We start from the raw sequence: 14,190 nt of genomic DNA on the forward strand, positions 1-14,190 counted from the left end.
ACAGGGTTAGCCCGTATGGTTCGTGCCTATGTTATCCCTGCTATGGAAAACGTAGCGTTATGGCATGAACGTGATATCTCTCACAGCTCGACCGAGCGTTTCTGGTTGCCGGACAGTTTTGTAACGTCTGATTTCATGCTTCACCGTTTTAACAGTGTTATTGCTAACCTCGTCGTTTATCCTGAGAACATGATGCGTAATCTCAACCTAACCGGCGGTTTGGTTTTCTCTCAACGTGTTTTACTCGAACTTCCTCTCAAAGGGGTAAGCCGTGAAGATGCGTACCGCATTGTTCAACGTAACGCGATGAAAGTATGGGAAGGGTTGCAGCAAGGTAAAAGTGCAACGAATGAAAAAGGGGAATCCCTCTATCTTCAATATTTGTTAGCGGATGAAGAGTTACGTAACTCTTTGAGTGAAGAGGCAATTCGTGAATGTTTCAACTTTGATTACTATACTAAAAATGTGGATAAAATTTTCGGACGGGTGTTTAAATAATTATCATAAAAATAGTTTTTTTCGACATAAGAAACTATACAATATTGAGTGATTATAATACACCATATTGTCTGCCTCGTTAAGAGAAGAGTTCAGCCAAAAGGGTTCCCTTTTGGAACAAAAATAGACGGGTTATTAAGGGAGAGAGATGCTAACCATTGTTAAACGTAACGGTCGTCGTGAACCGTTAGATATTACGAAGATTCAAAAATATACTTCTGCCGCTGTAAAGGGGCTTATTAATGTATCGCAAAGTGAATTGGAAGTCGATGCACAGATCCAATTCCGTGATGGTATTAACAGTAATGAGATTCAACACACCCTTATTAAAACAGCGGTTGATAAGATCGATATCGATTCTCCTAACTGGACGTTTGTAGCATCTCGTCTCTTTTTATATGATTTGTACCACCGTGTGAATGGTTTTACCGGTTACGGCTCTCTAGAGAGTTATTTTGAGCGCGGAGAAGCCGAAGGGCGTATTTTGCTCGGTCTGAGAGATAAATTTGATTTGGCGGATTTGGATGGGTATATCGTCCCTGATCGCGATTTAGAGTTTAATTACCTCGGCGTTAAAACATTGTATGACCGTTATTTGATCAAAGATCGTCAAGGTGATCCGATTGAACTCCCTCAGCACATGTTTATGGCGGTTGCGATGTTCTTGGCACAAAATGAGTCTGATCGTCAGGGATGGGCGAAAAAGTTTTACGACATGATGTCTAAATTCGAAGTGATGATGGCAACCCCTACCCTCTCAAATGCCCGCACAAACCGTCATCAGCTCAGCTCGTGTTATATCGGTTCTGCTCCTGATAATATCGAAGGGATTTTCGATGCCTACAAAGAGATGGCGTTGCTCTCTAAATTCGGCGGAGGGATCGGTTGGGACTGGACACAGGTTCGTGCTATGGGATCGTTCATCGATGGTCATAAAAACGCCGCAGGCGGTACCGTACCATTTTTGAAAATCACCAACGATATCGCGATTGCCGTTGATCAGCTCGGAACTCGTAAAGGGGCTATCGCCGTTTATTTAGAGCCGTGGCACATGGACGTCAAAGATTTCCTCGATGTGAAGAAAAACTCAGGGGAAGAGCGCCGACGTGCTCATGACTTGTTCCCTGCTCTGTGGATTAACGACATGTTTATGAAACGGGTCGTTGAAGACGGTATCTGGACGATGTTCGATCCGTTCGATGTTAAAGAGCTCAGTGAGCTTTACGGTGATGCGTTTGAGAAACGTTATCTCGAACTCGAACAAGATCCGAATGTTATTAAAGAGCACACCAAAGCAAAAGATTTGTGGAAAAAGATCCTCACGTCGTATTTTGAGACGGGAAGCCCGTTCTTGTGCTTCAAAGACAGCGCGAACCGCTCGAACCCGAATGACCATTTCGGGATTATTCGCAGTTCAAACCTTTGTACCGAGATTTTCCAAAACACTCAACCGAACCACTATTTGATCAAAATCAAATACGAAGACGGGTCGTTTGTCACGTATGAAGAAGACGAGATCGTTAAAGTCGATAGCGGTATTGAAAAACCGGCGAACAAAGTGACAGCGCTCGATTCACTAAACGGTCGCCCTATCTACATCGTAGAGAAAGAGAAAGTGGACGGTGCGACGGCAGTATGTAACCTCGCATCGGTTAACCTCTCTCGCGTTCACACCAAAGAGGATATCGATCGTATCGTTCCGGTAGCGATTCGCGCTCTCGATAATGTTATCGACCTAAATTTCTATCCTCTCGAAAAAGTAAAACGTACTAACATGCGTAGCCGCGCAATTGGTTTGGGTGTTATGGGTGAAGCGCAAATGCTTGCCGAGAACAAAATCGTGTGGGGAAGCCAAGAACATTTCGACAAAGTGGACGAAGTGATGGAGGCAGTGAGCTATAACGCGATTCTCGCTTCGTCAAATCTCGCCGTCGAAAAAGGGTCTTATGCTGAGTATCAAGGCTCAAAATGGAGCCGTGGAATCCTCCCGATGGACCATGCAACCGCAGAGGTACAAAACCTCGTCGATCGCGGCGGATTGTTTGCCCCGAACTATGAGTGGGATGAACTTCGTGAAACGATCAAACGCCAAGGGATGCGCAACGGTTATCTGATGGCAATTGCACCGACAAGTTCGATTTCGATCCTCACGGGGACGACACAAACGATCGAGCCGATCTACAAACGCAAATGGTTCGAAGAGAACCTCTCGGGGCTTATCCCCGTCGTTGCACCGAAACTCAGCCCTGAGACGTGGGGATACTATACTCCGGCGTATGATCTCGATCAAACGATCCTCGTTAAAGCGGCGGCAATCCGTCAAAAATGGATTGACCAAGGGCAAAGTCTCAATATCTTTATCACCTTAGACCGTGCCAGCGGTAAATATCTCAACGATATCTATATGCTCGCATGGAAGCTGGGTCTCAAATCGACCTACTATCTCCGCTCCCAATCACCGGAGCAAAAACAAGATACGGCGGATCGCTCGATGGAGTGTGAAGGGTGCCAGTAAAGCCCCTGAGCGCTTCAACGCTCAAAAACCTAATGGAGCGCATTGATAATGCCGCTCAGGGCGAAATTCGCTCTTTAACTCCTCTCTCCCCTACTTCCATCGAAATCCGTTTTAGTGTTCAGGATATCGCCCGCGGTTATGACTGGATCGATGTGATGTTTCGTATCGAGGGGGTAAATGATGCCAAACTCGTGAGCGACAATGTTCTACGTGGTTTGGATATGTCGGAGGGGATAACGGTGGAACTAACGGCTAACAGCGCTGCGTTAGCGATCGGCAGTTACAGCGGGCGATGTGATGAAGCGCCGTTTTATATCCTCGGTACTTCTATCGGCTACGAAGAGCTACCCTTTAGCGGTTAAGCAGTTCTTTCACGCACGACTCGATCATCGTATAGACGTGATCAAACCCCTCAAAACCGTCAAAAAAGTACGGATCGGGGACATCTGCCCCACTGTGTCCGTAATCGCCTAGTTTTACCAAATTTTGACATCCTAATGCTTTGAGATCGTGATAATTGCTCTGATCCAATGCAACGATCAGATCAAAGGCACTAAAATCGGTTTTCTTCACCTGACGGGCGCGAAGATGCGAAATATCGACATCGTGGTTTTGTGCGACCGTTACGGAGTGTTTACAGGGTGCTTCACCCACGTGCCAGTTTCCCGTCCCTGCCGAATCGACGGAAATACTATGACCCCCCTCTTCTATCAGTTTACGCGCTACCCCCTCAGCGATGGGTGAACGGCAGATATTGCCGAGGCAGACAAAGAGGATTGATTTCACGCCAGCTTCTCCAATAAGCAAATAAAAAAACCATCAATCGTATCTGTCGGCAGAATCCGCACGGCGTTTTGAATCCGCTCGTCGTACACCTCTTTCCCCCAGCGGCTCAGAGGCTTTTGGATATTATCGAAGGGCAATGTGAGGGGGATGGTCTTTAAATGCGCTCCATGGCGTTCTAAGAGGTGCTGAAGAGGGCTTTCGTTCTCTTCGGGTGAGAACGAGCAGGTACTATAGAGCAATTTGCCACCCGGTTTGAGGGCATCGAACGCCGAGAGGAGCAAACGGCGTTGGAGTTTGGAGGTCTCTTTGACTTTGTGAACGCTCCAGTAGCTCATCGATTTGGGTTCATGAGTTTTAAAGCGTGCTTCGGACGAACACGGGGCATCGAGTAAAATGCGATCAAACATTTCTGGGCATTTTTTACCGACACTTCGTCCGTCGGTCATGTAGGTGTGGGCGTTGGTCACCCCTTGGTGTTTGAGATTATCACAGAGGCGGAAAAAACGTTCTCGCTGAAGCTCTACGGCGGAGAGCCATCCGGTGTTTTCCATCATACCTGCGAGCATAAGGGTTTTTCCCCCCGGTGCGGCGGCGAGATCGAGAACCGTCTCTTCCGGGCGAGGGGAAAGTAAAACGGGGGCAACCATCGATGAGAGGTTTTGGATATAGAGACGTCCCTCGTAAAATGCGGATGTTTGAGTGAGGCGGAGTTTATCTTCGGGATGGATACGATAAACACCCTCTAGGATATCCCACCCTACTCTCTCGTAAGTAATCTCCTCTTTCTCTAGTTCAGCTTCGAGTGCTTCAGGAGTTGTTTTAAGGGGGTTATAGCGAAAGGTGACCCGTTTGGGTGCATCGAAGGTTTTGAGGATTGCATCGAACTGATTGGACGGTACAATTTTCTCTAAACGCTCACGAAATGGCTCGGGGAGACTCATTTGCGCACCACTCCGTTTAGCACAGGGACAAAATCACATATTTCAAGAGGGTCTTCATGGATCACCCCTCCCTGCTTTGTAAATCTTGTGATCACTTGTTCCCGTCCCTTATCAATTGGAGCGATCAAGATTCCCCCTTCCGCTAACTGATGGAAGAGTTTTTGAGGGATGACGCGTGCCGATGCGGAGAATAAAATACGATCATACGGAGCGTATTGTTCCCATCCATTTTGACCATCATCTGTGCGGGTATGGATGTTTCCCAGTCGTAGATGGCGAAACCGCTCTTTGGCTTCGAGCAAGAGTGATTCGATTCGCTCGATAGTGAAAACACGGCGGAATACATGGGAGAGGACGGCTGCTTGATAGCCACTGCCGCATCCGATCTCCAAAACATTATCGCACCCCTCAGGACTGAGATACTGAGTCATTTTTGCGACCGTCAGCGGTGAAGAGATAAACTGCTGTGCACCGATGGGGAGAGCATCGAGGCGATAGGCGTTATGGCGCATTGCCAGGGGGACGAATTCTTCTCGATTGGTGTTGATAATAGCGGTTTTAATAATAGGACGTAGCGGAAATTTTTTACTGATCTCTTCTGCCATTCGGGTTGTTTTAATTGCGGTTATTTTATCAATACTCATTTTATTCCTACGTTGAGGTAGCGTCGCATGGACTCTACGGTACGATTTTCATAATGGGATGTTAGTATTTCAGAGCCGTTGTTGCGTATTTCTGCCCCAAAAGGGGTAATAATACCGCTCATGCCACTAGTCTCTTCGTTAGAGGCATCGCTGGCGATGACGTAACACTGGTTCATGATCGCCAGAGCAGTGGTGAGGGTGACAAAATGCTCACTGCGCAGTTTTCCCCACTGTGCCGGGATAGCGATGATATCGCAACCCTCCAACTGCTGCCAGAGTTGCTTGAATCGTAACTCGAAGCAGATCAAAATACCGATTTTGATCCCCTCAAAGAGAAAAGGTGCTATTGCGCCCTCCTCCCCTGCACTAAAATATTCATGTTCAGCTCCGAGGGCAAACAGTTTTGCTTTCGCTTGTGTGTGTACAATTGTACCGTTATGTACAGCATAGGCGATGTTATAAAACTCATCATTTTCTTTGGTAATTGCGGTAAAGATTAAGAGACGATTTTCGACAGTTATGCGCAGTTTTTCCAGAGCATAGATACTAAAGGCAGCCGCTTCTTCAAAACGCTCATACGCAAAACCGCTCAAGCACACTTCGGGGGCAATGATGATGGCATCTTCGGGAGATTGGTCGATGAGAGTGGTGAGTCGGTCAAGATTGTGAAAAAAATCTTGACTCGTTTCAAAACACAGCGAGCTGAGGGAGCGGGTTTTAGAAGTCGTCAAAACTGAGGCTTCCTTTGGAATAGTTGGTTACTGTCCCCTCGAAGAAGTTGGTTTTTTGGTCGTTGAATTTGGAGAAGTCATCGACCCATTTGATCGGATTTGCAACGTTGTAAAGCGGTTTCATCCCCACAGCGGTGAGACGGTTGTCGGCAAGGTGCTGGATGTATTGTTCCACGATTTCGTTGGTGAGTCCCAAAATCTGCCCTTGGGTGATGTACTGACCCCATGCGACTTCGAGCTCAACCGCTTTGCGGAACATATCGTATACCTCTTCGAGCAACTCTTCTGTAAAGAGATCGGCTCTTTCACGGCGAAGGGTGTTGATGATGTTTTGGAACAACACGAGGTGAGTCACTTCGTCACGCTGGATAAAGCGGATCATTTGAGCAGAACCTAACATTTTTCCTGAACGTGCCAAGGTGTAGATATAGGTAAATCCGCTGTAAAAGTAGATCCCCTCTAAAATTTGGTTGGCAAAACATGCTTTTACAAAGGCACTCTCGCTCGGATCGTTAGCGAGATCGTTATAGCGTGCGGCAATTGAATCATTTTTGGTTTTAAGCATCATGTCGCGACGCCAAAGATCGTAGATCTCTTCGGAGTTTTGACTGATCGAGTCAACCATGACGGCATAGCTTTGAGAGTGAAGCGCCTCTTCGAAGCTTTGGCGTACCAAAATGAGGTTTACCTCAGGGGCAGTGACATAGGGATTGACGTTGTCCATCAGGTTATTGGTTTGCAATGAATCCATAAAAATGAGTTGGGAGAGGGCTTTGTCGTACGCCGTTTTTTCCATCTCGGTGAGGTATTTGTAATCGACCGCATCACGGGTCATATCGACCTCTTTTGGGAACCATGTGTTGTTAAGCATCATTTCCCAGAGGTTGTAGGCCCATTGGTATTTGATGTTGTTGAGTTCGAAAATACCGGTCGGGTTACCGCCGAAAATCTGGCGATCGTTTACATGTTCGGTGGAGGTTGGATTGTAAATTTGTTTACGCTTCATTACGGCTATCCCTACTGTGCAGATAAAGTAGATGATTATGTCGAAAAGTAGATTTAAGTAGGCTAAAAGTAGCTAAGATATTTTTATTAAACGTTTAAAGTTTCCTCTTTAAATGTCAAGAGATTATTGTATGCTACTTGCATAGGCATTAATGTTTTGTGTTCGTTGAGCCTCTTTCGATACCTCTGCGTAATCTTTTAGCGAACGTTCAGTTGAAGCGTAGCTTTTGTCATTTTGGTATGCTGTTGAGGATTTTACGGCGATTTGAGCTTGATCTTGTTTGGATTGTGTGTCCAACAGCTGCGTGTTGTTTTGTTCTACTTTATTAGCCTCTTTTTGCAATTGATCGTTTTGCTCTTTTATCATGCTAGGATCAGGACGCCCCACTTGCAACGGTTGAGAATAAGGAGTTTGAAAGACATAAGAACTTACTTGCATGGTACACCTCCATTAGTGGTCTCTTTTAAAACTTTACTCCCGAGAAACAAAAAAAATGATTAAGGTTTTAAGTTATTAGGGATGAGATAGAAAGATTAGTTTTCGTGATAGGTCATACAAAAAAAACATTTGTGATACAATAGTTTGCTATAGTTAAAGTTATACTTTTTTTGGAGATCCACATGATAAAGCCAATCTTGAAATTGACGGCTGGACTAGGTGTTTTGTACGCTTTCGTTGGTTTTTTAGCTGTTCCGTATGTGATTAAAAATATAGTGCCAGATAAGGTCTCGGAAGCAACCAATGGAGGTGTTTTTTCGGTCGAATCGGCTTCGTTTAATCCTTTTACTTTTCACCTCACCTTGAAACAACTTGCCTTTAAAACACCGCAAAAACAGGATTTTTTCACGCTTCAGAGCTTTTCTCTTAATGTTGATCCTTTGGCGTACTTATGGAAAGGGGCTTGGGTCATTCATGATGTTAGGTTACGTAAGCCACATATTGCAATTGATCGCGATGCTAAAGGGGATTTCAATTTTAAATGGCTGAGTGAATTGGGCAGCAATGAACCGGAAGCTGAAAAATCATCTGAACCGCTAAAGCTTATCATCAACCATTTCGGATTAAAAAATGGAACCTTAAACTACCGCGATTATGCTGAGGGGAACGCTTATGTTCTCGATGTGGGTCCGGTAGGGTTTAATCTCGATAACATTGATCTGCGTGATCTCTCCAGTGCTGAGGGAAAAATGCGTCTTTATGCGACGATTAATGAGGGGGGATTTATCGATCTTAGCGGTAAAGTCGATGCCCTTTCTCCTCTTAAAATCGGAGGAAGCGTAGCCTTTGATTCTGGTAAGCTTTATACACCGTGGCGCTATTTTAAAGAGAAGTTCCCGATTGAAGTAGCAGACGGTTCTGCTGCATTCGGATTTGATTATCGATTCGATAGTAATGATGTGAATGCAACAGAACTCACCAAGCTTCATTTTGAAGTTGATAAACTCCGTATCATTCCAAAAGGGGAACAGCGGAATCTTTTTACCCTCAGTTCGCTTCGGCTAAATGAAGGGAAAGTGCAGCCGTTGAAGAAGGAATTTAGTGCACGATCTCTAGAATTGAGTGGGATTAATCTCGCAGCAGAGCGTTCCCGTGAGGGGGAAATCGATTGGATGAATTACCTCGAAGCACTTCAAAAAGCGTTTCCTGAAGATGAAAATGAAACTAAAGAGCCATGGAATTTTGCTCTTGGGAGTGTCGCGGTTGAAAATGTCGGAGTGCAATGGAGTGATAATGCTCCACGTGAGCCTTATCGTGCGAGTTTAAGTAATCTTCGTCTTCATACGGGGACTGTTTCGAGTGATGAAACGTCCCTTTTGAATCTCTCTCTCATCACCGATGCTTTACGTGTAACGCGTCAGAGAGATGATGCTATTGTTCTAGGACTAGAAGGGGTGAGTGTTGAGGGGATTGCGCTTGATCGTGCCGGTAAATTTGCGGCGGTTCAAACACTATCACTGCTAGGGCCAAATGTCACTTTGAAACGTTTGTCGGATGGTTCTATTGACCTTTCACGATATGCGTATGTTTCATCGGTACCCTCAAAAAGCTCAAATGAGGCTCCGTGGGGATATAAAGTAGATGAGATCGATGTGAACAATGGCGAAGTTGCGTTTGTTGATGAATTCCCTGCGCGACACGTTTCGGTGAATCTCGATCAGCTCCATCTGAATCTCAAAGGGTTCGATAGTAATCCAACCCATAAAAACGATCTGATGTTCTCCACGCGTATCAATGAAAAAAGCTCTTTGGAACTCAATGGAGGGTTAATCCGATCTCCTATAAGTTCCAAGGGGGTGGTGAATGTCAAAAATCTGGATGTAACATTAGCCGATCCGTACATCTCCCCAAGTACCTACGCTTCGCTGCGTCGCGGAAAACTCTCGGTTAATGCCGATTATGATTACAACAGCGTCAAAACAGCTGTCAAAGGAAAAGTGGCTTTGGAGGATTGGGTAGTCAATGATACCCGTGATGATTCGGTTTTACTCGGATGGGAGAGTATCGGTGCTACACCGTTTGTGTACGCTTATCCTGCTAATGCGCTTCGAATCAATCAACTCGCTATTGACGGGTTTTATACTAATGCACTGATTGATGCTAAAAAAGTTTTGAATTTTTCAACGCTCAGTAAAAATACGGCTATGGAGTCAAACGGCTCTAAGGGTGGGAACCCTTTTGGAATCGATATCGTTAAACTGCTGTTGCGTAACAGTAGTGCAACATTCAGCGATTTATCGCTCCCGCTTCCGTTTAAGACCTATATTCACGATCTTCAGGGGTCAGTTTTGGGGATTTCGACGACCAAAGATGTTAGAACGTTTGTGAAACTCCGAGGAGGGGTTGATCAGTATGGATTGGCAAAGGTGGATGGAAGTCTCAACACCAAAGCACCCAAAAAATTCACCGATATCAAAGTCGCCTTCGACAATCTCGAACTCAAAGGATATACGCCGTACTCTTTGGAATTTTTAGGGTACAAAATCGATGGGGGGAAACTCTTTTTGGATTTGGGGTATAAGATCGATGAGGGGAAACTGCATGGCGCGAATCGTGTCGTGATTAAACAAATCGAGCTGGGCGCTGAAAAAGAGGGGGGATCACCGTGGCCTCTGCGCTTTGTGGTGGCGTTGCTCGAAGATTCTGATGGGGTGATCGATATTGATCTGCCGATCGAGGGGGATGTGAATAACCCTGATTTCAAATACGGCAAAGTGGTATGGCAGGTGATCGGAAACCTCTTTACCAAGGCGGTCACTTCGCCGTTTAGATTGCTAGGCTCCATGATGGGGATTGATAGCGAAAAACTCGCAACCATTGATTTTGAAGCGGGCAGTGCGGTTCTCTCTCCTCCGCAGATCGAGAAACTCGATCTGGTTACAACGATGCTCACTAAGCGGCCAAAATTAGGGATGAATGTGTACGGAAGCTGGGATGAAGCGCATGATGTTTATGCCCTTAAATCGGATAAACTCGTTCAGATTGCCCAAAAACAGGTTAAAAAGGTAAAAATCGATTCGCTACAGGCGATACCTGTGGATGTATTGGAGGCGATGGCTGAAGAGTCGCTGGATAAAAAAGAGGGCAAAGTGCTTAAAGCAAAACTAGAGGAGCAATATCTAGAAGAGGCTGCATTTGTTCGACACTATTCGGACGCCTTGATTGAGAAACTGGTTCCGATACAAGCGATAAATCCGCAAGAACTTCAGACACTAGGTGCACAGCGCGCTGCTGCGATCCAAAACTATTTGGTGAAAACTCCGGGATTTGAGAAACGTGTTACCATCAAAGAGATCGAAAAAGTAAAAGGGGAGAAAGCGGATGTTATTTCGACACGATTAGAGATAGTCGTTCCCTAAATTTTGAGAATTTTGTGATTCGTCCTATAATGTCATCTTGTTTTAGTTATAGGAGTCTTTATGCCGTTTTCACCTGCAAAGCGCAAAGATACCCTCAGCGGTATCCTTTTTGTCGCTATATTTGCCGCAGCAGCGACGATGATCGCTGATCTGGGCGTTATCAAAAACCTAGGAATCTCTCCCTTGGTCGTGGGGATTGTTTTGGGGATATTTTTTGCCAATACCCTCCATAACCGTATCCCATCCGTATGGGAGGGGGGGATTACCTTTTCGGGTAAGAAAATCCTCCGTTTCGCGATCGTATTTTACGGGTTTAGGATCACCTTTCAACAAATAGCCGAAGTAGGGATGGAGGGATTTATGGTCTCTTTGATCATGCTCTCTACGACCTTTATCCTTGGAAGCTATATTGGACAAAAAATCTTTAAAATGGACCGCGATACCTCGATGTTAACCGCATCAGGAGCATCGGTATGCGGTGCAGCGGCTGTTTTAGCAACGGAACCGGTACTCAAATCAGAAGAGCATAAAGCGGCGGTCGCCGTGTCGATGGTTGTATTGTTCGGAACGATTGCTATGTTCTTGTATCCTGCCCTTTACAGTGCGGGAGTGTTTGTCGGAATGGATGATAAGACGTTCGGTATTTTCGTCGGTGGAACCATCCATGAGGTAGCCCAAGTGGTTGCCGTCGGTGGAGCGTACGGTAAAGAGGCTGCGGATGCTGCGGTGATTGTTAAAATGACGCGGGTTATTATGATTGCACCGATGCTTATCGTTTTGGGAATCTACCTTTCGTATGCCGCTAAAAAAAGCGGTAGCGTAGGGGGAGGGGTGAAACTCGTTATCCCGTGGTTTGCCGTCTATTTTATCGGTATGGCAGGGGTTAACTCACTGTTGACCCAGTACAGTATGGCACATACAGGCGAATCGATCTCTGCTCTTATCACTGCTACGGTTGAGAACATCAACATGATCGATACCTTTTTGCTCACGATGGCGATGACCGCGTTGGGTATGGGAACACGATTCGCTAAGTTCAAGGGGCTGGGTATGGCTCCGCTTTATACGGCAGGGGCGATGTTCGCATGGCTTTTGATCGGCGGATATTTTATCACAACGTGGGTTGTGGCGACGGTTTAAGTCTTTCGTCATTCCCGCGTAGGCGGGAATCCAGCTTTTTCATTTGTTTTTTATCTTTTAAATTATGTATTTATTCTTTTTCTTCTTTATCCAATTTAATTTCTTCAATTAGTGCAGCAGTAAAAAGACCACCTGGAATTGCATAAAATGCAATGCCAATCATTGTGAGAATTGTTGTGATAATTCTTCCAGTAATGGTAACAGGATACATATCTCCATAACCTACTGTACTCAAAGTAACAATTGCCCACCATAGTGTTTTTGGAATACTGGAAAAAGTTTGAGGTTGGGCATCATTCTCAGCAAAATATACCATAATCGTAAAAATAATTAATATGATCGCAATCGATGAAAAGGTCATTATTAAATTTTCTCGCTCCGTGACAAACACTCTACGTAATGCTCGGTCAAAGCTTGAAGTTTTAGTCATACGAAACAGCTTGAAAACCCTAAACAGTCGTAATATCCGCAAGAATGATGAATTAAATCCAAACAACGTCAGGAATGTTGGTAAAATCGAAAGTATATCAATGAGAGTGAAAGGGGTAAATGTGAATTTTACTCTTCCTCTGAGACCTTTATATTCAGTCTGGTTTCCAATCACAATATATCTAAGAAACAATTCAAAGGTGAAAAAAGATACGGTTCCAAACTCTATAAAGTCAAACCAATTAGCGTATGCGTTGTGCAGTTCTGCTACCGTATCCAATGACATCCCGACGATGTTTAGGATAATCATAAAAATGATGATTGATTGGGTGGCAATGCCCCATTGTGAGTTTTGAGGGTTCTCTAAACATTCATAGAGGTACTTTGATACGGATGTCACTCAATATTTCCTATTATTGTGATTGATTCTAATTTTGTGAATGGAATAACCATCTTAGCCTCAAGTGCGCTAAGACATGCGATTGGATCAACTTTGCTCAAATTAATAGCCTCAAATTGTTCTCTATTTGTCAGAATAGACAGTATATACGGCTCAATTGTTTGACCAGTTGCTTTATCCGTTGTATTTGTCATGCCATTAAAAATAATTGTATCGATCGCATCTGTGTAGACTGATTCAAATACCTCATGTAATGTACGAAGTGTAATCTGGGAGATAATGCCATCATAGAAGGATTCAAATTCACCTTTTTTGAAAGGGACATCTCGAATTTCTTTTGTTGTCTTAACAAACTTCAATTCTTTGGTGCTCGGTATATCGTCTGGAGAAGGAAGGATATAGTCAATTAATAATGACTTGGAATCTTTGTTGTAGTTGATTTCAAAGTCTCTAACCATGTCAGGCAAATATTCGGAGTCGTTCAAGACTTTTGTAACGTATTCTATAACGGCTTCTTCATCACCAGCTTCAAAGGCTTTTTTAAATTCAAGAAGTTCTTGGTTGTATATTTTAGCTTCATTTTCATATTCAGCCTTTTCATTATCAAACTCGTATTGTGCTTTAATAAATTCCTGTTCCGCAGCAGCAAGCATTTTTAAACGTTTGTTTTTTCTCCAGAAGAAAATAGAGTCAAAAAATGACTCTATTGGAATGTTATAGAAATAATTTTCTTTGTATAACGTTTTTTCGAATCGTTCAGGCATTTTATTGTCTTCCCAATCGATTTTATCATCTATAGAAAGAGTATGTTTTAAGATATTGTTGTAAGAACTAATCTGCTGTGCAAGTTCGGTTGACTCTTCTTCAAATTGTTCTTGTAGATCAGCTAGAGCTTCTTTCTTCCGTTCTCGTTCTTCTTTTCGTTCCCAAATATCAATTTGTTTTATAGCTTTTTCACGTACCTCGTCCTCGCTTGTACCTTTAATAACCTTTTGGATTCCAAGATAGGAATTTTCAATAACCGCGTTGTAACCTGAATTATTTCGAGATACTGAGTTCAAATAGTGCTGCGCTGATAAACCAGTGCCGGATATTGAGGTTCCGACGTAAGTACCACGTCGATTGACGCCGATCCTTGCAGCACCTCCTCCAATACTTATTCCTGATATACCTTTACTTGACAGATTAATCCTTGCAAATTTGCCGAGACGGATTGATTTACGAAATAAAATACTCATAAGAG

12 protein-coding genes and 1 pseudogene are annotated in these 14,190 nt (G+C 44.2%); 5 read left to right on the plus strand and 8 right to left on the minus strand.

Annotated elements, in window-relative coordinates:
* The 3 genes and pseudogenes from PHR02_RS06950 to PHR02_RS06960 all read left to right on the plus strand — a co-directional run.
* Positions 1-498: pseudogene (locus PHR02_RS06950) on the plus strand (adenylosuccinate lyase); the annotation flags it as partial.
* Positions 499-646: 148 nt separating this feature from the next.
* A complete protein-coding gene (locus PHR02_RS06955) occupies positions 647-3,013 on the plus strand; it encodes a ribonucleoside-diphosphate reductase subunit alpha (protein ID WP_299990534.1) in 2,367 nt (788 codons plus the stop codon).
* Complete coding sequence (locus tag PHR02_RS06960) at positions 3,004-3,375, plus strand: hypothetical protein (protein WP_299990535.1); 372 nt, start codon at positions 3,004-3,006, stop codon at positions 3,373-3,375. The genes PHR02_RS06955 and PHR02_RS06960 overlap by 10 nt, the downstream gene beginning before the upstream one ends.
* On the opposite strand, the gene PHR02_RS06965 is transcribed toward PHR02_RS06960, so the two are convergent.
* The 6 genes from PHR02_RS06965 to PHR02_RS06990 form a co-directional block, all read right to left on the minus strand.
* On the minus strand, positions 3,365-3,799 hold the full coding sequence (locus PHR02_RS06965) for a low molecular weight protein-tyrosine-phosphatase (protein ID WP_299990537.1): 435 nt from the start codon (positions 3,797-3,799) through the stop codon (positions 3,365-3,367). The two genes, PHR02_RS06960 and PHR02_RS06965, sit on opposite strands and share 11 nt — an antisense overlap.
* Positions 3,796-4,740: an RsmB/NOP family class I SAM-dependent RNA methyltransferase gene (locus tag PHR02_RS06970; protein ID WP_299990538.1), complete on the minus strand. Its 945-nt coding sequence runs from the start codon at positions 4,738-4,740 to the stop codon at positions 3,796-3,798. The genes PHR02_RS06965 and PHR02_RS06970 overlap by 4 nt, the downstream gene beginning before the upstream one ends.
* Positions 4,737-5,384 (minus strand): protein-L-isoaspartate(D-aspartate) O-methyltransferase, encoded by a 648-nt coding sequence (locus tag PHR02_RS06975; protein WP_299990540.1) that lies wholly within the window; start codon positions 5,382-5,384, stop codon positions 4,737-4,739. Before PHR02_RS06975 ends, PHR02_RS06970 begins: the two co-directional genes overlap by 4 nt.
* Positions 5,381-6,115 carry a carbon-nitrogen hydrolase family protein gene (locus PHR02_RS06980; protein ID WP_299990542.1) on the minus strand — a complete coding sequence of 245 codons (735 nt, stop codon included), beginning with the start codon at positions 6,113-6,115 and terminating at the stop codon, positions 5,381-5,383. The genes PHR02_RS06975 and PHR02_RS06980 overlap by 4 nt, the downstream gene beginning before the upstream one ends.
* Positions 6,102-7,121 carry a ribonucleotide-diphosphate reductase subunit beta gene (locus tag PHR02_RS06985; protein ID WP_299990544.1) on the minus strand — a complete coding sequence of 340 codons (1,020 nt, stop codon included), beginning with the start codon at positions 7,119-7,121 and terminating at the stop codon, positions 6,102-6,104. The genes PHR02_RS06980 and PHR02_RS06985 overlap by 14 nt, the downstream gene beginning before the upstream one ends.
* A gap of 123 nt (positions 7,122-7,244) precedes the next feature.
* Entirely contained in the window at positions 7,245-7,559 is a 315-nt protein-coding gene (locus PHR02_RS06990; RefSeq protein ID WP_299990546.1) for a hypothetical protein, read from the minus strand.
* 182 nt (positions 7,560-7,741) lie between these two features.
* Here PHR02_RS06990 and PHR02_RS06995 point away from each other — a divergent pair, with 182 nt between their 5' ends.
* Both PHR02_RS06995 and PHR02_RS07000 read left to right on the plus strand, forming a co-directional pair.
* Positions 7,742-10,978, plus strand: a complete 3,237-nt coding sequence (locus PHR02_RS06995) for a DUF748 domain-containing protein (RefSeq protein ID WP_299990548.1) — start codon at positions 7,742-7,744, stop codon at positions 10,976-10,978.
* Between the two features lie 60 nt (positions 10,979-11,038).
* Positions 11,039-12,118 (plus strand): YeiH family protein, encoded by a 1,080-nt coding sequence (locus PHR02_RS07000; protein ID WP_299990550.1) that lies wholly within the window; start codon positions 11,039-11,041, stop codon positions 12,116-12,118.
* A 70-nt stretch (positions 12,119-12,188) separates the two neighbouring features.
* On the opposite strand, the gene PHR02_RS07005 is transcribed toward PHR02_RS07000, so the two are convergent.
* Together PHR02_RS07005 and PHR02_RS07010 are read right to left on the minus strand one after the other, a co-directional pair.
* Positions 12,189-12,947 (minus strand): ion transporter, encoded by a 759-nt coding sequence (locus PHR02_RS07005; protein WP_299990552.1) that lies wholly within the window; start codon positions 12,945-12,947, stop codon positions 12,189-12,191.
* Positions 12,944-14,190 (minus strand): DUF4236 domain-containing protein (locus tag PHR02_RS07010; RefSeq protein WP_299990554.1); only part of this gene is annotated, 1,247 nt, incomplete at its 5' end. The genes PHR02_RS07010 and PHR02_RS07005, both read right to left, overlap by 4 nt.

This window comes from Sulfuricurvum sp. (assembly GCF_028688295.1).
GTDB lineage: Bacteria > Campylobacterota > Campylobacteria > Campylobacterales > Sulfurimonadaceae > Sulfuricurvum.